19 protein-coding genes are annotated in these 21,804 nt (G+C 44.7%); 4 read left to right on the top strand and 15 right to left on the bottom strand.

The genetic code is table 11. The annotated features are described in order from the left end of the window. The gene (gene dxs, locus R7P35_RS16100) at positions 1–1,866 is read left to right on the top strand and encodes a 1-deoxy-D-xylulose-5-phosphate synthase (protein WP_025768891.1); all 1,866 of its coding nucleotides are present in this window, start codon (positions 1–3) and stop codon (positions 1,864–1,866) included. A gap of 46 nt (positions 1,867–1,912) precedes the next feature. Here the strand turns inward: dxs and pgpA are convergent, their stop codons facing one another. From pgpA to R7P35_RS16030, 14 genes are all read right to left on the bottom strand, one after another. Further along, on the bottom strand, positions 1,913–2,419 hold the full coding sequence (pgpA, locus tag R7P35_RS16095; RefSeq protein WP_005381569.1) for a phosphatidylglycerophosphatase A: 507 nt from the start codon (positions 2,417–2,419) through the stop codon (positions 1,913–1,915). Positions 2,420–2,510: 91 nt separating this feature from the next. Then, on the bottom strand, positions 2,511–3,476 hold the full coding sequence (thiL, locus tag R7P35_RS16090) for a thiamine-phosphate kinase (protein WP_005381570.1): 966 nt from the start codon (positions 3,474–3,476) through the stop codon (positions 2,511–2,513). Between the two features lie 78 nt (positions 3,477–3,554). Continuing rightward, a complete protein-coding gene (gene nusB / locus R7P35_RS16085; RefSeq protein WP_005381571.1) occupies positions 3,555–4,022 on the bottom strand; it encodes a transcription antitermination factor NusB in 468 nt (155 codons plus the stop codon). Next, the gene (gene ribE, locus R7P35_RS16080; RefSeq protein ID WP_005381572.1) at positions 4,022–4,492 is read right to left on the bottom strand and encodes a 6,7-dimethyl-8-ribityllumazine synthase; all 471 of its coding nucleotides are present in this window, start codon (positions 4,490–4,492) and stop codon (positions 4,022–4,024) included. Before ribE ends, nusB begins: the two co-directional genes overlap by 1 nt. A 169-nt stretch (positions 4,493–4,661) precedes the next feature. After that, complete coding sequence (ribBA, locus tag R7P35_RS16075) at positions 4,662–5,771, bottom strand: bifunctional 3,4-dihydroxy-2-butanone-4-phosphate synthase/GTP cyclohydrolase II (RefSeq protein ID WP_005381573.1); 1,110 nt, start codon at positions 5,769–5,771, stop codon at positions 4,662–4,664. A 173-nt stretch (positions 5,772–5,944) separates the two neighbouring features. Then, complete coding sequence (locus R7P35_RS16070; protein ID WP_005381574.1) at positions 5,945–6,598, bottom strand: riboflavin synthase; 654 nt, start codon at positions 6,596–6,598, stop codon at positions 5,945–5,947. Positions 6,599–6,606: 8 nt separating this feature from the next. Then, complete coding sequence (gene ribD, locus R7P35_RS16065; protein WP_025768890.1) at positions 6,607–7,734, bottom strand: bifunctional diaminohydroxyphosphoribosylaminopyrimidine deaminase/5-amino-6-(5-phosphoribosylamino)uracil reductase RibD; 1,128 nt, start codon at positions 7,732–7,734, stop codon at positions 6,607–6,609. 7 nt (positions 7,735–7,741) lie between these two features. Continuing rightward, on the bottom strand, positions 7,742–8,191 hold the full coding sequence (gene nrdR, locus R7P35_RS16060) for a transcriptional regulator NrdR (RefSeq protein ID WP_005381578.1): 450 nt from the start codon (positions 8,189–8,191) through the stop codon (positions 7,742–7,744). Between the two features lie 206 nt (positions 8,192–8,397). Next, on the bottom strand, positions 8,398–9,648 hold the full coding sequence (locus R7P35_RS16055; RefSeq protein WP_025768889.1) for a glutamate-5-semialdehyde dehydrogenase: 1,251 nt from the start codon (positions 9,646–9,648) through the stop codon (positions 8,398–8,400). 17 nt (positions 9,649–9,665) lie between these two features. Continuing rightward, entirely contained in the window at positions 9,666–10,805 is a 1,140-nt protein-coding gene (proB, locus tag R7P35_RS16050) for a glutamate 5-kinase (RefSeq protein ID WP_005383771.1), read from the bottom strand. A 121-nt stretch (positions 10,806–10,926) separates the two neighbouring features. Beyond that, entirely contained in the window at positions 10,927–11,316 is a 390-nt protein-coding gene (gene crl / locus R7P35_RS16045; protein ID WP_005381584.1) for a sigma factor-binding protein Crl, read from the bottom strand. Between the two features lie 115 nt (positions 11,317–11,431). After that, positions 11,432–12,679 carry an esterase FrsA gene (frsA, locus tag R7P35_RS16040; RefSeq protein WP_186584441.1) on the bottom strand — a complete coding sequence of 416 codons (1,248 nt, stop codon included), beginning with the start codon at positions 12,677–12,679 and terminating at the stop codon, positions 11,432–11,434. 91 nt (positions 12,680–12,770) lie between these two features. Then, entirely contained in the window at positions 12,771–13,235 is a 465-nt protein-coding gene (gene tet(34) / locus R7P35_RS16035) for an oxytetracycline resistance phosphoribosyltransferase domain-containing protein Tet(34) (RefSeq protein ID WP_005381590.1), read from the bottom strand. A 263-nt stretch (positions 13,236–13,498) separates the two neighbouring features. Continuing rightward, positions 13,499–14,788 (bottom strand): NCS2 family permease, encoded by a 1,290-nt coding sequence (locus R7P35_RS16030; RefSeq protein WP_005381592.1) that lies wholly within the window; start codon positions 14,786–14,788, stop codon positions 13,499–13,501. A 1,023-nt stretch (positions 14,789–15,811) separates the two neighbouring features. On the opposite strand from R7P35_RS16030, the gene R7P35_RS16025 reads away from it, so the two are divergent. After that, complete coding sequence (locus R7P35_RS16025) at positions 15,812–17,284, top strand: aminoacyl-histidine dipeptidase (protein WP_042521203.1); 1,473 nt, start codon at positions 15,812–15,814, stop codon at positions 17,282–17,284. A 64-nt stretch (positions 17,285–17,348) separates the two neighbouring features. On the opposite strand, the gene R7P35_RS16020 is transcribed toward R7P35_RS16025, so the two are convergent. Next, positions 17,349–17,888: a DUF3332 domain-containing protein gene (locus R7P35_RS16020; RefSeq protein ID WP_104975925.1), complete on the bottom strand. Its 540-nt coding sequence runs from the start codon at positions 17,886–17,888 to the stop codon at positions 17,349–17,351. Between the two features lie 330 nt (positions 17,889–18,218). On the opposite strand from R7P35_RS16020, the gene R7P35_RS16015 reads away from it, so the two are divergent. After that, entirely contained in the window at positions 18,219–19,286 is a 1,068-nt protein-coding gene (locus tag R7P35_RS16015) for a succinylglutamate desuccinylase/aspartoacylase family protein (RefSeq protein ID WP_042521202.1), read from the top strand. Positions 19,287–19,549: 263 nt separating this feature from the next. After that, a complete protein-coding gene (locus tag R7P35_RS16010) occupies positions 19,550–21,736 on the top strand; it encodes a TonB-dependent receptor domain-containing protein (protein WP_104975924.1) in 2,187 nt (728 codons plus the stop codon). Positions 21,737–21,804 lie beyond the last annotated feature (68 nt).

Genomic DNA, 21,804 nt, shown 5'->3' with positions numbered 1-21,804 from the left:
ATGACTCTTGATATTTCAAAGTACCCAACACTGGCGTTAGCAAATACACCGGAAGAATTACGTCTTCTTCCGAAAGAAACATTACCAAATCTGTGTGATGAACTGCGAACGTATCTGCTAAATTCAGTGAGCCAATCTAGCGGACACTTAGCGTCTGGCTTAGGCACCGTAGAGCTAACTGTCGCTCTGCATTATGTTTACAACACCCCTATCGACAAATTGATCTGGGATGTTGGTCATCAGGCTTACCCGCACAAAATCCTCACCGGACGTCGCGATAAAATGCCAACAATTCGCCAAAAGGATGGTCTACACCCTTTCCCTTGGCGTGAAGAAAGTGAATATGACACCTTATCTGTCGGCCACTCTTCGACATCGATTAGTGCAGGTCTTGGCATGGCCATCAGCGCACAAAAAGAAGGTAAAGGTCGCAAAATCGTCAGTGTGATTGGTGATGGCGCAATTACAGCAGGCATGGCATTCGAAGCCATGAACCACGCTGGCGACGTTCATCCTGATATGTTGGTGATTTTGAACGACAACGAAATGTCGATTTCAGAAAACGTCGGCGCCCTGAATAACCACCTTGCGAAAGTACTTTCTGGCAGCTTGTACACTTCTATCCGTGAAGGCGGTAAAAAAGTGTTGTCTGGTGTTCCACCTATTAAAGAGTTGGTTCGCCGTACGGAAGAACACCTCAAAGGCATGGTAGTGCCTGGTACTCTGTTCGAAGAGTTCGGCTTTAATTACATTGGCCCGATTGATGGACACGACGTCAATGAACTCGTCAAAACGCTAAAAAACATGCGTGAGCTCAAAGGCCCTCAATTCCTACACATCATGACCAAGAAAGGCAAAGGTTATGAGCCTGCCGAGAAAGATCCTATCGGCTACCATGGTGTTCCTAAATTCGATCCAACGCATAATTGTCTGCCGAAGAGCAGTGGCGGTAAGCCAACTTACTCAAAGATCTTCGGTGACTTTTTATGTGACATGGCGGCCCAAGATCCTAAGCTAATGGCAATTACGCCAGCAATGCGCGAAGGATCAGGTATGGTGCGTTTCTCAAAAGAGTACCCAGACCAATACTTTGATGTGGCGATTGCTGAGCAGCACGCAGTGACACTGGCAACAGGCATGGCAATTGCGGGCGATCATCCAATCGTTGCTATCTATTCGACTTTCTTGCAACGTGGTTATGACCAATTGATCCACGACATCGCGATCATGGACTTACCAGTGATGTTTGCGATCGACCGCGCAGGTCTCGTTGGCGCAGATGGTCAAACTCACCAAGGTGCGTTCGATTTGAGCTTTATGCGCTGTATTCCGAACATGGTGATCATGGCGCCAAGCGACGAAAACGAGTGCCGACAAATGCTTTACACTGGCCATAAACATGCTGGCCCGAGTGCGGTTCGATACCCTCGTGGTAGCGGCATGGGCGTAGAAATCGAAACTGAGTTTACAGCGTTAGAAATCGGTAAAGGGCGCATGGTTCGCCAAGGTGAAAAAGTTGCTATTCTGAACTTTGGTACTTTCTTGGGTAACGCGCTAGAAGCGGCAGAATACCTTAACGCCACTGTTGCTGATATGCGCTTTGTGAAGCCGCTCGATGAAGCATTAATTCGTCAATTAGCCGCAGATCATGACGTGCTCGTGACGTTAGAAGAAAATGTTATCGCAGGTGGTGCAGGTGCGGGTGTCGTTGAGTTCATGATGAAAGATAAAATCATTAAACCTGTGTTGAACCTAGGTTTACCAGATGAGTTTATTCATCAGGGAACACAAGATGAACTGCATGAAGAGCTTGGTCTCGATGCAAAAGGAGTTGAAAAATCCATCTTGGATTATTTAGCAAAATAGAATGTAAAAAGGGATGCTCATAGCATCCCTTTTTTACGGTCAACGTTTAATTCATCCAGCCCGCATATTTTGCGACTAGAAACAGGGCAACACCAGCCATAATTCCCGCCACGATATCATCAACCATAATACCCAGCCCACCATGAACTCGCTTATCTAGCCACCCAATTGGCCAAGGTTTTACCATATCGAAAAAACGAAATAAGATGAAGCCAGTGATCAACCACTTCCATTCAGTGAGTGGAATATTCAGTGCAGGCACAATGCTCATCGTAATCCAAAAGCCTGCAAACTCATCCCATACGATTGAACCATGATCATGAACTTTCATGTCTGCAGAGGTCACTTGGCATATTTGAATGCCGATCACACACGAAATCAGAACAACAATGACATACGCCGTAAATGGTAATTGTGCCAACAACAAAAAGAAAGGCACGGCCGCCAGTGTGCCCATTGTTCCAGGGATAAACGGGGATAATCCACTGCCAAAACCCGTCGCCAATAGATGCCACGGGTTCTTTAATGAAATCAGAGAAAGAGGGTTGGTCATATCCTTAAACCTATACTGCTAGTTTGGTTTCAATCGTCATGCCTGTGAGTTGCTCAATAGTAACAGGCTCTTGGCTAGAGCTTAGCTCAGATCATTTAAAGTGGTCGAAGCCACTTAAGTCCCAATCAAGTGGTTGATTGTTATCATGCAGCTCGAAGGTTCCATTTGGTCGGATTTGACCAATACATGTGACCTTACAGCCAGTATGAGATAAAGCGCTTTGTAACGAGCCTCGATTTTGCTCCGGCACGGTAAAACACAACTCGTATTCTTCGCCACTTGCTAAAGCATACTGCTGCGCGCTGATCTTATCATCTAAAAACTGGACTAATTCTGAAGAGATCGGTAGCTGAGAGACATCAATACTCACCCCAACCTGAGATCGCTGTAAAATGTGCTTAATATCAGAGATTAAACCATCTGAAATATCTATCGCCGAAGAGGCTAGGCCAACCAGAGCCTGACCAGCGAGCACACGAGGAGAACTAAGGTAATGAGCTCGCTCTAGTGCTTCCGCGCCGGCTCTACTGCGCAGAGAGTCATCTAGAATCACATCCAAGCCAGCTTTTGCATCGCCAAGGTTTCCCGTTACGTATACCCAATCCCCAGGCTTGGCGCCGGATCGCGTGAGCGCTTTGTCTTCAGGTACAAAACCTTGCACCGTCAGTGTCAGACACAATGGGCCTTTGGTGGTATCACCGCCTATTAACTGAATACCATAGTAATCAGCCAGTTCGAAAAATGCATCACAGAAAGGTGCAAGCCATTCTTCATCTGGCTCAGGCATCGTTAATGCAAAGCTCACCCACGCAGGCGTTGCGCCCATCGCCGCCAAATCACTGATGTTAGAAGCCAATGCTTTGTGTGCGACCCATGCTGGGTTCGCGTCGGCTAAGAAATGCGTTCCAGCTACCAATGTATCCGTGCTAATCGCAATCTGAACATTAGCTGGCGCTTTGACCAAAGCGCAATCATCACCAGCGGCTAGATGGACATCTTTACGTTGGCTCTGACGACCGACGAAGTATTTGTCTATCAGATTAAATTCACCAGACATAATTCACTTACTTTTTGATGTAAAAGCTTTTGATACAAAAAAGGTCAGCATGTGCTGACCTTTTCATTGAAGAAATCGTTATTTCTTACGAATGTGAGGTGCTGCTTTATCAAGTACACCATTCACAAACTTGTGGCTATCTTCTGCTGCGAAAACTTTTGCAAGTTCAATCGCTTCATTGATAACAACTTTGTAAGGAACATCTTCGCGACGAGTCATCTCGTACATAGCAAGGCGAAGAAGAGCAAGTTCCATCATATCTAAATCCTGCATAGGACGAGAGATGTATGGACGAATTTTGCTATCTAGCTCAGCGTGGCTAAGTACAACACCGCTTAATAGTTCACGGAAGTAAGCTACGTCTGTCTCTGGAGCAGCAAGCGCTGGCTCAGATGCATGAAGTTCTTCTTCATCGTATTTGTCGCCAGACAAAAACTGTTCTTCAATCTTGGCAACATTCTCTTTAGTAATTTGCCATGAGTAGATCGCCTGTAGAGCGAATTGACGTGCGTTACGACGTGCGGCTGGTTTCACACTGGCCCCCATTAGGAATCAATTTCAGATAGTACATTAATCATTTCAAGTGCGCTTAGTGCAGCCTCTGCACCTTTATTACCAGCCTTGGTTCCTGCGCGTTCAATCGCTTGATCGATCGTATCAACAGTCAAAACACCAAATGCTACTGGAATGCTGAATTCCATAGACACTTGTGCTAGACCTTTGTTCATTTCACTACAAACATAGTCAAAGTGAGGCGTTCCACCGCGAATAACAGACCCTAGAGAAACAATAGCGTCGAATTTGCCAGTTTTAGCAACACGCTGAGCTACTAGAGGTAGTTCTACGGCACCTGGACAACGCACAACCGTGATGTTGTCTTCGCTTACTTGTCCGTGACGCTTTAGTGTATCGATCGCACCAGAAAGTAGGCTTTCGTTAATAAAACTGTTGAAACGAGAAATAACGATAGCAATTTTTGCATTTGGCGCTGGGAAGCCACCCTCGATCACTTTCATAAGCTTTCCTTTAACTCTATTTATAAGTGAAATATGTTCATCAAGTGAGAATCGCCGGATTCTAGCACAAATTTGTGAGCAATATCTAATGGAAATTGGAGGCAAATCACTGGTTCCTAGCCATTGACGAGTTAAGCACGTCAAAGACTAGGAACTTATTGTTCGGTTGTTACTCGCAGACGTACTCAACAACGTTCAGACCAAAACCACCTAACGCGTGGTACTTTTTGTTGGTCGATGACAGAAGACGCATATCATGTACACCGAGATCCGCAAGAATCTGTGAACCAACGCCAACACGGCGAGACGTGCCTTGTTTTTTAGCAAGCGTTGGTGCTTCACCTTTGTCTTGCGCTTCGAACATCTTCACGCGATGAATAAGTAGATCGGTCGATTCTTCATGGCCAAGAACAACCAGTACACCGCCCTCTTCACCAATGCGTTTCATTGCCTTATCTAGTGTCCAGCTGCGCTCTGCATTACGATCGCTACGTAGTAAGTCGGTAAAAACGTCTTGAAGATGAACGCGAACCAGTGGCGCTTTTTCTTTCAAATCGCCCTTGCACATTGCGTAGTGCACTTGGTTATCAATGGTGTCTTTGTACGTGACTAACGTGAACTCGCCAAACTCTGTCGGTAACTTGCACTCTGCCACACGTTCAATCGTTGTCTCAGTGTTATTGCGGTACTCAATTAGGTCGGCAATAGTGCCCAATTTAATACCGTGCTTCTCTGCAAAGATCTCTAGATCTGGGCGACGAGCCATGGTGCCGTCGTCATTTAAGATCTCAACAATCACCGATGCTGGCTCTAAACCAGCAAGACGAGCCAAATCACAGCCAGCTTCAGTGTGACCTGCGCGAGTCAGTACACCGCCGTCTTGAGCTGCGAGAGGGAAGATGTGACCAGGCTGCACCAAATCCGCAGCTTTAGCGTTTGGCGCGACTGCTGCTTGAACAGTACGTGCGCGATCTGCGGCTGAAATACCCGTCGTTACCCCTTCTGCTGCCTCAATCGAAACAGTAAAGTTGGTGGTGTATTGCGCATTATTGTCTTGCACCATTGGTGGCAGACCTAGACTTTCGCAACGATCTTTGGTCATGGTTAAACAAATCAGGCCACGGCCATAGGTTGCCATAAAGTTGATGGCTTCCGGCGTAATATGCTCGGCAGCCATGATCAAGTCACCTTCATTCTCGCGGTCTTCATCATCCATTAGGATGACCATTTTGCCTGCGCGAATATCATCAATAATTTCTTGTGGCGTACTGATTGGCATAGTCTGTTATCCCGTTATTCTAAATTTGTTATTGCGACAGCAATGAAAAATTACGTTGCAGTGAATGCTAGTTAGGTCAATAGTTTGAGCTTTGCATTAAGCAAGTCAATGAATCTCGCGGTGTTCTGTGAGTCTGCTCTTTATCGCATGCCTCACGCAGCCACTCCCAAGACTTATGCAAAACCGTTTTGCTGTAAAAAGTCCATCGTGATACGAGACTCGGCCTTATCTTCTTGTTGTCCTTGCAGTAAACGCTCCATATAACGCGCAAGTACATCAACTTCCAAGTTGACTTTGCGCCCCACTTGAAACTGGTCAATCGTAGTTTCTTCACTCGTATGAGGAACGATCGTCAGCTTAAAAGCATTTTTACGTAAGTCGTTGACGGTTAGGCTAATACCATCAACAGTAATCGAGCCTTTCTCTGCAACGTACTTGCTAATTTCCGCAGGCATTGCAACCCAAAACTCTATCGCACGGCCAACTGAATTGCGTTCGACAATTTCACCAACCCCATCGACATGGCCAGAAACGATATGTCCACCCAATCGCGTTGTTGGCAACATGGCTTTTTCTAGATTCACCTTATCGCCTACTTGGTATTCAGCAAACCCCGTTTTCTTCAAGGTTTCTAATGACAGATCAGCACTGTAATAGTGGCTTCCGAAGTCAACTACCGTTAAGCAAACACCATTGGTCGCAATGCTATCGCCTAACTTAACGTCTGACATATCAAGCGTACCCGTTTCAACCGTGACGGTGATGTCTTCGCCCTTCGGCGTAATCGCAGCTAACTTGCCAACTGCTTCTACTATTCCTGTAAACATACTATTTCTTATCTAATTTCATTACGTTTTATGGTGGCGGTGATGCGAATGTCTACCCCAACCATACGAACGTCTGTAATGTTTAAATCTATGACGTCAGCCATAGCGCTTAACCCTAAAGCACCGATAAGCCCCCGACCATCGCTGCCCATGAGTTTTGGCGCAAGGTAAACAATGAGCTCATCTACAAGATTAGCCTTTATCATCGCACTCGCTAGCGTAGCTCCAGCTTCAACCCATAAGTGATTGATATGGTGCTCATCAGAGATACGTTTTAATGTCGTTGATAAGTCAATTTGGTCAGCGCTGTCCAATAGAGGGATACAGTCTCCATCAGAGCGAACAATAACTCGCTCTCCATCGGTATGGAACAGCTTGAGCGCATCAGTTAAACGGTTCTGACGATCTAAGATTACACGTACTGGTTGACGAAGCTCTTCTTGTAAATACTGCGCTTGAACACTATTAGGTAAGTCATCCCAGCGCACGTTGAGTGATGCATTATCATCAATCACCGTTTTGCTAGTAGAAAGAATGCCACCACTCATTGCTCGATAACGCTGCACATCTTGGCGGGCCGTTGGGGAGGTGATCCATTGGCTCTGACCATTATTGAGTGCGCTTTGCCCATCCAAACTGGCCGCCATTTTTAATTGAACAAACGGCATGCCTGTACGCATGTACTTTATAAAACCAGGGTTAAGGGCAAGGGCATCTTGCTCTAACAAGCCGATTTGAACTTCAATTCCGGCATCACGTAACATCTGGATGCCGCGACCTGCAACTTTCGGGTTTGGGTCTACCATGGCGCAAACCACGCGTGCCACTTTCGCTTTAATCAGCCCTTCGGCACATGGCGGTGTACGGCCGTAATGAGAGCAAGGTTCTAGCGTCACATAAGCGGTTGCACCAACTGCTTTTTCACCCGCCATGCGCATCGCGTGCACTTCGGCATGCGGCTCACCAGCACGATGGTGATAGCCTTCACCGACAATTTCTTCATCACGAACGATGACACACCCTACATTTGGATTAGGGGCGGTGGTATAAATGCCACGTTTCGCTAACTTAATAGCTCGTGACATCATGGCGAAATCTAAATCAGAAAACGCGCTTTCAGGAGTGTGTTGAGTCATGAGCTACTCAGTCTTCTAGGCGGGCAATCTCTTCGCCAAACTCGCGAATATCTTCAAAGCTGCGGTAAACGGAAGCGAAACGAATGTAAGCCACCTTATCGAGCTCTTTGAGCTGGTCCATGACTAAATTACCAATCATTTCACTCGGAACCTCTCGCTCACCCGTCGCACGCAGTTGTGATTTGATCATACTGATCGCTAACTCTATAGAATCGGCACTCACTGGGCGTTTCTCTAAAGCTCGTTGAATACCGCCAACCATTTTATCTTCATCAAATGGTTCACGGTTGCCATTCGATTTGATCACTTTAGGCATCACTAACTCTGCGCTTTCAAACGTAGTGAAACGCTCGCTACACGCCAAGCACTGACGGCGACGTCGAACTTGATGGCCATCAGCCACTAAGCGGGAATCAATAACTTTGGTATCGTTCTCGGAACAAAAAGGACAATGCATATCACCTCCATATCTATACCAAAATAACCTCATGAGCAATCACGGATAACCACGCGTTCATGGTTATACGGATTCTATTAAAGCTATTTGGGTATAACGCTTTCAAACCGAAATAAAAGCTCATGTAGTGTAGCGGAATTGGTATGTTAGACAAAACAAAAAGGGGCGCAAAGGCCCCTTTTTCACTCAAGATCTCGTCGAATGTGTTAACTGCGTGCTAAGTAGTTCGCTTTACCAACCCACTTGTAGCTAGTTAGCTCTTCTAAGCCCATCGGACCGCGTGCATGTAGCTTTTGCGTAGATACTGCGACTTCTGCGCCAAGGCCAAATTGCGCACCGTCTGTAAAGCGCGTTGAAGCATTCACATAAACCGCCGCCGAACCGACAGAATTGATGAACAGTTCTGAGTTTTCCAAACTATTGGTCATGATCGCATCTGAGTGGCTCGCGTTATGGACACGCATATGAACAATGGCATCTTTCACATCAGACACAACTTTTACACCAAGAGTGTAGCTCAACCATTCCGTATCAAAGTCACCTTCAACAGCATCGCGAATTTGTGTTGCTTGAGCCATCAGTGCTTTTGCCTTAGGCTCTGTCACGAAGGTCACTTTATCGTTCATGCGCTCTACGATCATTGGTAGGAATTGCGCTGCAATTTTTTCATGCACGAGCAGCGTATCTAATGAGTTACACGCAGATGGACGTTGAACTTTAGAGTTCTCAACCACATTCAGGGATTTCTCTAGATCAGCGGATTCGTCGACAAAGATATGGCTGATACCAAAGCCACCAATAATCACCGGAATCGTGCTGTTTTCTTTACACATTTTGTGTAGGCCAGCACCACCGCGTGGAATGATCATGTCGACGTAATCGTCCAACTTAAGCAATTGAGAAACAAGCTCACGATCTGGTTTTTCAATGTACTGCACAGAAGCGGCTGGAAGGTTCGCCTTTGCGAGCGCAGACTGAATAACCTTCACTAATTCCATATTCGAGAAAAAGGTCTCTTTGCCACCACGTAAAATGCTTGCGTTGCCGGTTTTCAAGCACAACGCTGCAATATCAATGGTTACGTTTGGACGCGCTTCATAAATTACGCCCACGACACCAAGCGGCACACGACGACGAGACAGTGACATCCCATTTTCCAGTACCTTACTGTCTATTTCGCTGCCTACAGGATCGTTCAAGCTAATGACGTTGCGAACATCATTCGCAATTGCAGTCAGTCGTTCTTCATTAAGCAAAAGGCGATCGAGCAGCGCATCGGTTAAACCCGCTTCACGGCCAAGTTCGATGTCTTTAGCGTTTGCCGCCAAAATAGCAGCAGAGTTTGCTTCTAGCTCATCAGCAATGATGGCTAATGCTTGGTTCTTTTGCGCAGTTGACGCTGTCGCTAATTCGAAAGCTGCATCTTTAGCAGCTTTACCCATATTCGTTAAATCCACTTTGCTTCCCTCTAATTCTATTCCTGAATGACGACCAAATCATCGCGGTGAATCACCTCAGAGCCATAATCATGCCCCAAAATAGAGATGATATCTTTACTGTGTTTACCAGTAATTTTAGTTAGGTCATCACTTGAGTAGGCGCTGATGCCACGAGCCACCAACTTACCGTGAGCGTTTGTTACACGCGCCACTTCGCCTCGTGCGAAGTCACCACTAACTTTGATGACCCCTTTAGCAAGTAGGCTACTGCCCTTGCCGACCACAGCATTGACTGCACCATCATCAATAACGATGTCGCCCGATGCCGCAGGTCCCGCTAGAATCCAGCGTTTACGGTTCTCTAAGGCTTCAGCGCAAGGTAGGAAGCGCGTGCCCTGAGGTTCAGCACTTAAAGAGTCAAAGATAACATTCGGCGCACTACCAGCAGCAATAATAACCTCGATACCTGCGCGGCGAGCGATGTCTGCGGCTTGCAGCTTCGTTGCCATACCACCAGTACCCAATGTTGTACCGCTTCCACCTGCGATTTTACGCAGCGTATCGTCGATGGTTTTTACTTCCTTGATAAGCTCTGCGTTCGGATCTTTACGAGGGTCAGCAGTAAACAGACCTTTTTGGTCCGTTAAAAGCAAGAGCTTATCTGCACCACATAAAATGCCTACCAAAGCGGAAAGGTTGTCGTTATCGCCAACTTTAATCTCGCTAGTCGCAACGGCATCATTTTCGTTTACGATAGGAACAATATCGTTCGCAACGAGCGCATTAATAGTGTCACGCGCGTTAAGGAATCGCTCACGATCTTCTAAATCGGCACGGGTTAGTAGCATTTGGCCAATCTTGATACCATAAATACCAAACAAAGACTCCCATGTTTGAATCAAGCGACTCTGCCCCACCGCGGCAAGTAACTGCTTACTCGCCATCTCGTTGGGCAATGCGGGGTAACCAAGATGCTCACGGCCTGCTGCAATCGCACCAGACGAAACCATTACGATTGAATGGCCTTGTTTTTTAAGCTCAGCACACTGGCGTGCTAACTCAACCATGTGTGCACGGTCGAGTGCCAGAGTGCCGCCTGTCAGCACACTTGTACCCAGTTTCACAACGACAGTTTGTGGTTGTGAAACAACTGCATTTTGTTGATTCGTTGTCATGATGTCTTCTGAAGTGAAAAACAAATAAAGAGAGGATGTTTTAACAATCAAATAGGGAATTAACAAGAGAAAAGGTGCGTTTTCGCACCTTTTTGTTTGGTATTAAATGAAAACAACCAAATTAAGCGAAATCGAAAGACTCCGTGTGATATTCGACTTCTAATTTGAAGTGTTCTTCTAAAGTATCAACCAGCTTTTGATGGAATGTGCTCTGCGTGAGATACACTTCCTCTACCACTTTTTTGGGAAGGGCTTCAGATACCCATTGCCCTTCTTTGTTGTACTTGCCAATATGATATTTAGCAGTAAAGCCTCCCTCGATGGATTCCAAATCCATCCACCAGCCCCAAAATTCACGCTTCTCAGGCGATTTTTTGTCGTCTACACATACAGATAAACAATCAAAATAATAGCGCCCTTCTTGCGATTGTGGTTCGCGCAGGTAAGGCCCTATCGCCTTCAACTTTGACATCAAGCGAAAGTGAGTCGGGCCCTGAGTCGTCTCTGACATATGAATCTCCGTTTTCATAGTTAAAAGTAAACACCCAAGAATGATTATTATTTTTAATTATCATGAGCTTATTTTTTGCTCAGATATATCACTCTTAACTAATTTAGGAGAATTGTCACCCTAATAATTCATCTTCTAGCCACTTTATGGCTAAATCGAGGGATTGCTCATATCCTTTTGTAATTGTTTTGGAACTGATTTTTTTCGCTCTACCATACTGGCTAAATAGAGCAACAAGTTGATTATCACTGTGTGGCGACACTGGATCGCCTTCAAGACTCAAAGCCAAAATAGGCACTTTGGTTTTTCGACTGCTCAGGAAGCCCTGAACCTTCAATGACCACGCCATCATCTGACCAGCCATGCTATTAATATCAACCGCATTTTTCCCCAAACGGGAAGCCAAAAGATCTAAATACATCTTCGGCATTTTTTGTAACTTCTGAGGGGAAGTAAAAATATCATGTACGGGCGCGCCTAGAGCGACACAAGCTTTGATCTTTTCTTGCTCGACAAAAGAGAGTCTGATCATGGCATTACCACCAAAACGAAACCCAACTAACCCCACTTTGTGATGATCAACCCAAGGTAGCGAGTAAAGCTCATTCAATACCGCTTGATGTAGGCAACTTGAATTCTCGGTCAAGGGCCAATGAGAGCTATGCCCAACTGAAGGCATGTCCACGGTTAACATCGCAATATCTCGCGGTGCAAGACGATTACGGAACAAACGCCACATGTCGGTTTGTAGAGTATCCAAACCAGCGCTCACCATGACCACAGGCAACTGTTTATCCGTTCTTGGTAAATGGAGGTTCGCGATGATTTTGCGATTTTGGTAAGGCACTTCAATTTGCTTGATGGTGTACTTAGTTTTTTCTGCGCCGTCAGAATACGCTTTGTTTGCCAGAACTTGAGCTTGCGATGCCAAGTTGTCATTTTTTAAATGTGGGTAGCCTGCAATACTAAAACACAAAGAAGCAGTGAAGAGTTCATCCGCTGCCTCTTCTCCTTGCATTTCATTTGCTCGCTTCTGATGATCCATACCAAGCTTGATCCACTCAAATGTCCAGTTACCACCGTGATAACCCATTACAGTGTCTAACCAATCATCATTGGTTCGCGAGTGAGAAGATGAAGCAATTTTGGACAGTACGCCTTCCATTTCGATCGGAGACAATCCTTGCCAAGCCCATTGCAAGCGACGCAAATGACGATACCAAGCACGATCACCCTGCGCTTCTCGTTCATCAAGTATTTTTTTACTGGTCGGCATGTACTGGGTAAGCGCGGAGGTTTCTTTTGCTTGCTTATGTTTCACGAACAAAGTTTCGGAAAGATTTTTACTGACGTCTTCAGACATAGGAAGAACCCTAGGCTATTAGCATGATTTAATATCATAATAAAAAAAATGCCCCTATAAAGGGGCATTTCTCAATATTCTTTAACCGCGCTTATTTTTGCTTGCGGTTTACTGGCTCAGCATACTGGATTGACATATCCCAAGGCTGCTCAATCCAAGTGTCTTGAGCAATATCTACAACGTAATCATCCAGCAGCTCTTTGCCTGATGGTTTCGCACACACAGCGATCATTTTCGCTTTTGGATACATCTCACGTAGTTTGCGCGCTGTATCACCACTGTCTACTAGGTCTTCAACGATTAGGTAACCTTCGCCATCACCTTCAGGTGCTTTTAGTACCGTCATATCGCGCTGATGATCATGGTCGTAGCTTGAAATACAGATTGTATCAACGTAACGAATACCCAGTTCACGAGCCAAAATAGCGCCAGGAACCAAACCGCCGCGGCTTACCGCCCAAATTCCTTTCCATTGCTCAGCTGGCATTTGTTTTTCAGCCAGTTCACGGCAGTAAGTCTGCATTGCATCCCAAGTGATAATGAATTTTTTACTCATTGTAATAACCTAATAATTTGAAAATATGCATCCTCAAAATCTAGCGAAGTCACTCAAAAGCGGAATGCTCACTAACTTCTCCAAAATGTTTGGAGACGAGGATGTCAAGCTGCGCAAACGATTATTCTACCGAAACACACCGCTAATACCAACGGTGATATCAAAATTCTCTGCCTATTCCGCAGAAAAACCGTCTTCTGTGAACAACGTAAAAAAGAAAAAGCCAGCGTGAATAAATCCACACTGGCTTTTTGCTCGAGAAATTAACCGACGAGGTATTTAACGATGAAGATGGCTGACATCACCCATACACTCATCGACACTTCACGGCCCTTGCCGCTGAATAATTTGATCGCCGCGTATGCGATAAAGCCTAACGTGATACCTTCTGCAATCGAGAATGTTAGCGGCATAACTAAACAAGTCACAACAACTGGGGACGCTTCAGTTAGGTCACGCCAATCAATGCTTACTAGCCCAGACAGCATCAAGATCGCCACATAGAATAGCGCACCTGACGTTGCATAAGCAGGGATCATACCCGCAAGTGGTGAGAACAATAGAGCAAGTAGGAAGAGTACACCAACAACCACGGCTGTTAGACCAGTACGCCCACCCGCAGCCACACCAGAAACGCTTTCAATATAAGATGTCGTGTTAGAGGTACCAAGTAATGCACCTACTGACGTTGCTGTTGAGTCAGCAAGTAACGCTTTGTTTAAACGAGGGATGTTGCCATTCTCATCAGTTAGACCTGCTTTTTGAGAAACGCCAACGAGCGTACCTGCGGTGTCAAATAAATCGACAAATAGGAAAGCAAATACGACGGAAATCATGCCTACTTCAAACAAACCAGAGAAATCCAGTTGCATGAAAGTTGGCGCAATGCTTGGTGGCGTTGACATAATACCGCCCCACTGCACATCACCAAATAGAAGACCAAGCGCTGTAACGCCAAGAATGGCGATCATCACCGCACCTTTCACACCACGGTGAACCAATGCAATCGTAAGAAAGAAGCCAATCGCGGCCAATACAGATGGCAATGATGTGATCTCTCCCATAGAAACTAATGTCGCTGGGTTATCAACGACGATACCTGCATTTTTTAATGCGATAAACGCTAAGAAAAGACCAATACCAGCTGAAATACCTGTTCGTAGAGAATGCGGGATCGAGTTAATAATCCACTCACGGATCTTAAATACGCTTAAAAGAATGAACAGAAGGCCAGAAACAAATACAGCCGCCAACGCAACTTGCCACGTATAACCCATTCCCAATACAACAGAGTAAGTAAAAAATGCGTTCAGGCCCATTCCTGGTGCCTGTGCGATTGGGTAATTGGCAACAAATCCCATGATAAAACAGCCGATTGCGGCAGCAAGACAAGTCGCGACAAAAATGGCGCCACGGTCCATACCGGTATCCGACAGGATCGCTGGGTTTACAAAAATAATGTAAGCCATAGTTAGGAAGGTCGTAACACCTGCAATGATCTCAGTGCGCACATTTGTGCCATTTTCACTGAGTTTAAAAAGCCTCTCGAGCATGATCGAATCCTGTAAAGGTAAAAAGTAAACGGTTGCGTAATCGATTGGCGGGAATTATAAAGTTATCAAATAGCAAATTCTAGATAGAATCTTCACTCTAATGCGTTTTTTTTCTTTGGATATGAAACACATTCTCTAATCTATCATAGCAAGCAAAGAAATATATTCTTATAAAACAATAGGTAACCCAGATAACACAGTTCTCTAAAAGAGAATAAAAACTGAGCAATGTACTAAACTTTCAGATGAAAAAGGCCCATTTTAAACATGGTATCTAACAGATTTGATGGAAAAGTCGATAAAACCGAAGAATGGGGAATAGAAGAAGGCTTTGATGGCAATAAGTGAGTCAGGAAGAGAAAATAGAGATAAAAAAACGCCACCCAATTTGGGTGGCGGTGAATCATGTCAGCACTATCACTGAAAAAAAATTCCAATTTATAGGGGTGAACAAACTGTTCGAGTCACATGCGTTGACTTCACTTAGTAGCCAAAGCTTGTTGGGTATACAAAGTTACCGGTGTAAACAGACTTGCTATTCCAGAACATTGTACTTGGTAAACCTTTCATAACTATCACCTTTTAAATCAATTAAACATTCGTTGATTTCTCGGTTCCTTGGAGGCGATAAAACGGACTCATCCTTTGAGCATTTCATTCTTCTCTCAGAAGCTGGTTACAAATATACCACCAAGAAATTTAATTACAAGCATTTTAGTGATTGGAATCACAAAAAATGCACAAATTGACCTTTATCAAAGTTTATGTGTAATTAAATTACAATTTTATGAATTAAAAAATAAAGCCACTTTCAGAATATATGATAGAGAACACATAGTGCTTGTTATTGTATTCACAAACTGTGACAGTTCTGAGAGAAATCCTTGTGATCGCGACTACTCGTACTCTTTATCTGGTGGTATGCTAACGGCAATTTGAAGGCCAAGTCGTATAGCATTTAATGCTACCTTGATAATATTTTTACGGTATATATTTGGCAAAGCACATCAAAAGGAGTCATCCGTGTCTGAGTTCCATTCTGAGATCAGTACCTTATCACCTGCTCCACTTTGGCAGTTTTTCGATAAGATTTGTTCTATCCCTCATCCATCGAAACATGAAGAAGCATTAGCACAGTACATTATCAACTGGGCAACAGAGCAAGGCTTTGACGTTCGCCGTGATCCAACCGGTAACGTGTTCATCAAAAAGCCCGCGACACCAGGAATGGAAAATAAGAAGGCTGTTGTACTTCAAGCACACATCGACATGGTGCCGCAGAAAAACGAAGACACTGAACACGACTTCACCAAAGATCCAATCCAACCTTACATCAATGGCGAATGGGTAACTGCGAAAGGCACGACGCTTGGTGCAGATAACGGTATTGGTATGGCTTCTTGCCTTGCTGTATTGGCATCTAAAGATATTAAGCACGGTCCACTCGAAGTTCTGCTGACGATTGATGAAGAAGCAGGCATGACTGGCGCATTTGGCCTTGAAGCTGGTTGGTTAGAGGGTGAGATTCTTCTAAATACAGACTCTGAACAAGAAGGCGAAGTCTACATGGGTTGTGCAGGTGGCGTTGATGGCACCATGACTTTCGATATTTCTCGAGAATCAACGCCTGCAGGTTTTGTAACACGCCAACTGACGCTGAAAGGCCTAAAAGGTGGTCACTCAGGTTGTGACATTCACACAGGTCGCGGTAATGCCAACAAATTACTTGGTCGTTTCCTTGCCGGTCATGCTCAAGAGCTTGATTTACGTTTAGTCGAATTCCGTGGTGGTAGCTTACGTAATGCAATCCCTCGCGAAGCGTTTGTTACTGTCGCGCTTCCTGTCGAAAACCAAGACAAGCTTGCTGAGCTGTTCAACCACTACACTGAGCTGCTTAAAACTGAATTGGGTAAAATCGAAACAGGTATCGTAACCTTTAATGAAGTGATCACGACTGACGCGCAAGTATTTTCAATCGCCGATCAGCAACGATTCATTGCGGCACTTAACGCTTGTCCAAACGGCGTAATCCGTATGAGTGATGAGGTGGAAGGCGTTGTTGAAACTTCTCTAAACGTTGGTGTGATCAGCACAGAAGAAAATAAAGTCACCGTGCTTTGCTTGATTCGTTCTCTCATTGACTCTGGCCGTAGCCAAGTGGAAAGCATGCTGCGCTCGATTACTGAGCTAGCAGGCGCACAAATTCAGTTCTCAGGCGCTTACCCTGGCTGGAAGCCAGATGCAGATTCCGAGATCATGGCAATTTTCCGTGATATGTATGAAGGCATTTACGGTCATAAGCCGAACATCATGGTCATCCATGCTGGTCTTGAGTGTGGCCTATTTAAAGAACCATACCCACACATGGATATGGTTTCTTTCGGTCCAACAATAAAATTCCCTCACTCTCCAGATGAGAAAGTGAAGATTGATACTGTTCAGTTGTACTGGGAACAGATGGTCGCGCTTTTAGAAGCGATTCCAGAGAAAGCATAATTCAATCACGAAAAACGACAAAGGGTGCCATACGGCACCCTTTTTTTGGTTTAGTTGAACCCAACTACACACGGTTTTGCGCGTAAGCGGCTAACTCATCCATTGAGGTTTGTGCAGCAACTTCACCATCAATGTAGTAAGTAACAAACTCACCATCGCGTACACCCATGAGTGTCGCCTTTTCACCGTTACTGTAAGTAATATCCATTTGAACAGTGTTCTCATCGATTTGCTGCATTCGCCCCTGCTCAATGACACGGTTATCCGCTAATGGTGCGATTGGTGCCGTCGTTAACGACTTATCTAACTGGTGGTTGACATCAATGTAAGTATCTACCTTTGTATCGAAGATATGTGGCTTACCATTTAACGGGTTCTTACCCGTCCAAAATTCTAGAGAGTTAAACACGATATAATCCGCTGCGATCGCGACACCATAAACAGGCGCTAAAAGCATATTTAGGCCACCTCGAGCGTAACGGTTGTCAACAGCTTTCAAGTTAAATCCCATGACATAACCTGTCACGGCATTACTACCTACGCAACCTGAAAGTGAAACTGCTACCGCAGTCAATGCACCAATTTTAGCAATTACCTTTTTCATCAAAACCTCTAGTTAGAAAGTGTGAAACCTCAAATTCGGCGCGGATATTATCGGATAAAAAGTAGGGTTAAAAGTCCGTTTTTTTGTCCTCCATGAACAGTATTATTTTTAATACAGTCACATTTTTTAAGGCTATTATTGCGCTCTCATCTCTATGTCTTGTTATGTATTAAACTGATAGAAAAGATCATATTGAAAACAAAAACTTCACACACACCAAAATTTCACGCATGACGATTAAAGTAATTTGTCGTGTCCTTAATGAGAATGATTAGTGCGATTTTGCAGCAATTGTTACATTGCTGGTGACGCATTTGACAGAGATGGTTTATGGCCAGAAGTAAAAAAAGCAAAGTGTTTGAGCTCTTAGGACATCAAATACAACCAGGACAACGATTAGAGATCGAATTTGAAGCAGCGAAGCTATATACACATTCGCCTTTATCTATTCCTGTGGAAATCATCCATGGGAAACAAGAAGGACCAGTGTTAATGGTGAATGCTGCTATCCATGGTGATGAGCTTAATGGCGTAGAAATCGTTCGTCAGATCATTAACCAACTGGATCCACAAAAACTGAAAGGCACTGTCATTGCAGTACCTATCGTTAACGTTTTTGGTTTCATCCATAAATCTCGTTACTTGCCCGACCGACGAGATCTCAACCGTTGCTTTCCTGGCAGTGAAAAAGGCGCACTTGCATCTCGTATGGCACACGGGTTCTTTAACAACATTGCCAAGCGTTGTGACTACATTTTGGATCTACACACAGGGGCAATTCATCGCACGAACCTGCCACAGATTCGCGCAAACTTAAGCAACCCAGAAACTCTACGTATTGCTCAAGCATTTTCGACGCCAGTGATTGTTGATTCAGCATTGCGTGATGGCTCTTTACGCAGTGAAGCAGAAAAATGCGATATTCCAGTGCTCACCTACGAAGCTGGCGAAGCATTGCGTTTTGATCCACTTTCGATAAGCGCTGGTGTACTCGGGGTTCGGCGCGTAATGCAAGCCATTGGTATGTTGCGTGCGAGCAGGAAAAAGCTGCCTGAGCCTATCATAGCGAAGTCCACCAGCTGGGTTCGCGCGTCAGGTAACGGCATTTTGCGTACTGTCGTTAATCTGGGAGATAAAGTAGAACAGGGGGAAACGCTCGCTTATATTAGCTCTCCTCTTGGTCATGATGAGATAGAACTAAAAGCCCCGAAGCGTGGTTTGGTTATCGGTCAACAAACATTACCATTGGTGAACGAAGGCGATGCAATTTTCCACCTTGCCTATTTTAACCAAGGTGATAATGCTTTAGAGCAAGCAGTCGAAAGCTATATTGAAGGCCTCACTGAATTCGATGCCGAGCCGCTGACCACCGGACAGATACCGTTAGAAACTCAGTAATTCCTACCAAGTAGGCGCCTGATTAGCTCAAAAGGAGCAACAGTGCTCGCACTATCTTGTTTAAAGCCAATAAGCTCAGCGTCCATGATGCTGGGCTTTTTGTTTTATGTAAGCTAACGATACTCATCGCAGTTTCCACGAATGGATAAAAAACTTTACAAGCCATCGCAAAAACACATTTGATAATTAATCTCATTATCATTTATTAATCGTAATAATGTTCTTATAATCCGAGCTTCATAAAAACACTATAAATCATCAATATGAAACGATTAAAAAGTCATCCATTCAAAGTAAATCTCATTTCACTGGCTTTGCTCTTCCCTCTTTATTCATATGCCGAGACAGCGCCAAATGAAGAGCTTGAAGTCATAGGCGTTCGTTATGCCAAACCTATTACCATTGCTGAGCCTGCGCAAACCACCATTAATTGGTCAGAGATTGAAGAGCAACAGTACTCTAATTTTGCCTCAATGATCGATGCCGTTCCCGGTGCATCAATAGATGGTGGCGGTCGTTCTGGTGGCGAACGTATTAACATTCGTGGTTTTGATGATCCAAGCGATATCGCCGTCTTTGTCGATGGCGCTCCAATTGGCTTTCAACAATACCGCTACGGTACCTTCTTTTTTGATCCGTTCTTAATTGGCGAAGCAGAAATTATCAAGGGCGCGCACGACTATCGAGCACTCAACGGGAAGTTTGGTGGCTCCATTCGCATTAAAACCAAAAGTGTCGATGATCTCCTGTACGGCGAAAGAAACTTTGGTGCCCGCATCTCAAGTGCATACAACACCAACGGCGATGAGAACGCCTACACGCTAACACTCTATGGTAAAAACGATACTGGTTTTTATTTTCTAGCGAATGGCTCGGTAAAAGACTCTGATGACATTAAAGTCGGAGGTGGTGAAACGCTGGATTACTCAGGTTATGAGCAAGAAAACATGCTCGTAAAGGTCGGTTATGAAAACAACGATCACGAGTTTGAAATTAGCCACACTCGCTACAAAGATGAAGGTCGTAAACCTTGGGCTAACCGCCGCGGAAAAATGCCTAACATCACCGAATACAATATCAAGAAATACGGCTCATTAGAAAAAGCCCAATACGCTTACACCGTCGATAACAAATACACGGACAACACCACGACCATCTCTTACCACTACATGCCGACTAACCCGTATATTGATTTCAATATCAAAATGGCACGTTCCGAAAACGATCGTCATTGGGTTCGCCCTGACGTAGCATTCGAGAAAATGTTCGTTTCTGTTGGCAGTTACGGTCATGAGTCATGGCTGAGTTACGAGCGTGATTACGTTGATGTGTTTAACCAAGCGCAATTCGGAGACCACACTCTAGTCACTGGGCTTCAATATCAAAAAACCGATAGAGACTCGTTAGTATTCAACGCATCATACGACAGTAATGAAGCGAAAAACTACGGTTGGTACACCCCTTACTACGAACCATCTGGCACGCAGTCAATTTATGCCGCTTACATTGCTGATCACTATCAAGCAACAGACCGCCTAACAATCACACCTTCTCTGCGTTACGAATACATCAAGAGTGAAGGAAAAGGGAACGCAGCACCGGATTATAATGATCCAGCTGCCGGACATGACTACGGTGAAACGACGCATAAAGGCTTTAGCCCACGTTTGGATATCGACTTTGATGCGAGCAATAATACGCGTTTAAACGCCTCCTACGCCTACGCTTTAAAAGCACCAACCGTTGATAACATCTACTCAGTGCAATATGCGCGAGCTACCGCTACGGCTACTGCTTTGAATCTGGACGTGTCTCGTATCCATGCTTATCAAGCAAGCGTTATCAACTTAACGGAAGGGCTGGTGAACTCTCGCGATAACCTCGCAACAGAGTTAACTATGTTCTATAACGATGTTAGCGACACAGTTGATATACGAACGGGCGAAAACCTCGACAAAAATACTACTGAGTTACAAAGCTGGAATACTAACCTAGATGGCTTTAAAAACTATGGCTTTGAGCTAATTTCACAATACCGGATTGAAGATTTCTACAGTAATTTCTCAGCAAGTTACATTCGCGGCAAAAACAAAGGTAGCCTATCTGACTCTACAGGTTCAGATGATGATCATCCTGATGTACCGCCATTAAACATTAATCTGGGTTTAGGTTACGAATGGATTCCTGGTTTACGTACGGGCTGGGAAGTCCGTTGGTATGATGCGCAAACCAAAACCAAGGCAAGCGGTAACAATTTAAAAGTGAAATCGCCAAGTGAGCAATACACGCTACAAAACGCTTACGTGGTTTGGGAAATACAACAAGTCGAAGGCTTGAGCGTTGGCGCGGTTGTGAAAAACTTAACCGATCGTTACTACGAAGCATACCTATCTAATGGCGTGCCTTCGCCTGGTCGCGAAGTCAAACTGCACCTCACTTATCAATACTAACCATACCTAAAAGATGCAGGGCAGACATTAACTGCCCTGTTATATCGTATCCAATGGCCATAATTGCA

This window comes from Vibrio sp. Vb0304 (assembly GCF_033338995.1).
Classification (GTDB): domain Bacteria; phylum Pseudomonadota; class Gammaproteobacteria; order Enterobacterales; family Vibrionaceae; genus Vibrio; species Vibrio alginolyticus.
Note: the sequence above shows the minus strand (reverse complement) of the source record. Positions and strands in the feature narration are given on the sequence as shown.

Coding starts and splice junctions, on each gene's coding strand:
- nrdR (WP_005381578.1), bottom strand. CDS start 8,191: ATGCATTGTCCTTTTTGTTCCGAGAACGATACCAAAGTTATTGATTCC.
- R7P35_RS16020 (WP_104975925.1), bottom strand. CDS start 17,888: ATGAAAAAGGTAATTGCTAAAATTGGTGCATTGACTGCGGTAGCAGTT.
- pgpA (WP_005381569.1), bottom strand. CDS start 2,419: ATGACCAACCCTCTTTCTCTGATTTCATTAAAGAACCCGTGGCATCTA.
- nusB (WP_005381571.1), bottom strand. CDS start 4,022: ATGGGGGCCAGTGTGAAACCAGCCGCACGTCGTAACGCACGTCAATTC.
- frsA (WP_186584441.1), bottom strand. CDS start 12,679: ATGTCTGAAGACGTCAGTAAAAATCTTTCCGAAACTTTGTTCGTGAAA.
- crl (WP_005381584.1), bottom strand. CDS start 11,316: ATGTCAGAGACGACTCAGGGCCCGACTCACTTTCGCTTGATGTCAAAG.
- ribD (WP_025768890.1), bottom strand. CDS start 7,734: ATGACTCAACACACTCCTGAAAGCGCGTTTTCTGATTTAGATTTCGCC.
- dxs (WP_025768891.1), top strand. CDS start 1: ATGACTCTTGATATTTCAAAGTACCCAACACTGGCGTTAGCAAATACA.
- R7P35_RS16010 (WP_104975924.1), top strand. CDS start 19,550: ATGAAACGATTAAAAAGTCATCCATTCAAAGTAAATCTCATTTCACTG.
- ribE (WP_005381572.1), bottom strand. CDS start 4,492: ATGAAAGTGATCGAGGGTGGCTTCCCAGCGCCAAATGCAAAAATTGCT.
- R7P35_RS16070 (WP_005381574.1), bottom strand. CDS start 6,598: ATGTTTACAGGAATAGTAGAAGCAGTTGGCAAGTTAGCTGCGATTACG.
- thiL (WP_005381570.1), bottom strand. CDS start 3,476: ATGTCTGGTGAATTTAATCTGATAGACAAATACTTCGTCGGTCGTCAG.
- R7P35_RS16015 (WP_042521202.1), top strand. CDS start 18,219: ATGGCCAGAAGTAAAAAAAGCAAAGTGTTTGAGCTCTTAGGACATCAA.
- R7P35_RS16030 (WP_005381592.1), bottom strand. CDS start 14,788: ATGCTCGAGAGGCTTTTTAAACTCAGTGAAAATGGCACAAATGTGCGC.
- proB (WP_005383771.1), bottom strand. CDS start 10,805: ATGACAACGAATCAACAAAATGCAGTTGTTTCACAACCACAAACTGTC.
- ribBA (WP_005381573.1), bottom strand. CDS start 5,771: ATGCCAATCAGTACGCCACAAGAAATTATTGATGATATTCGCGCAGGC.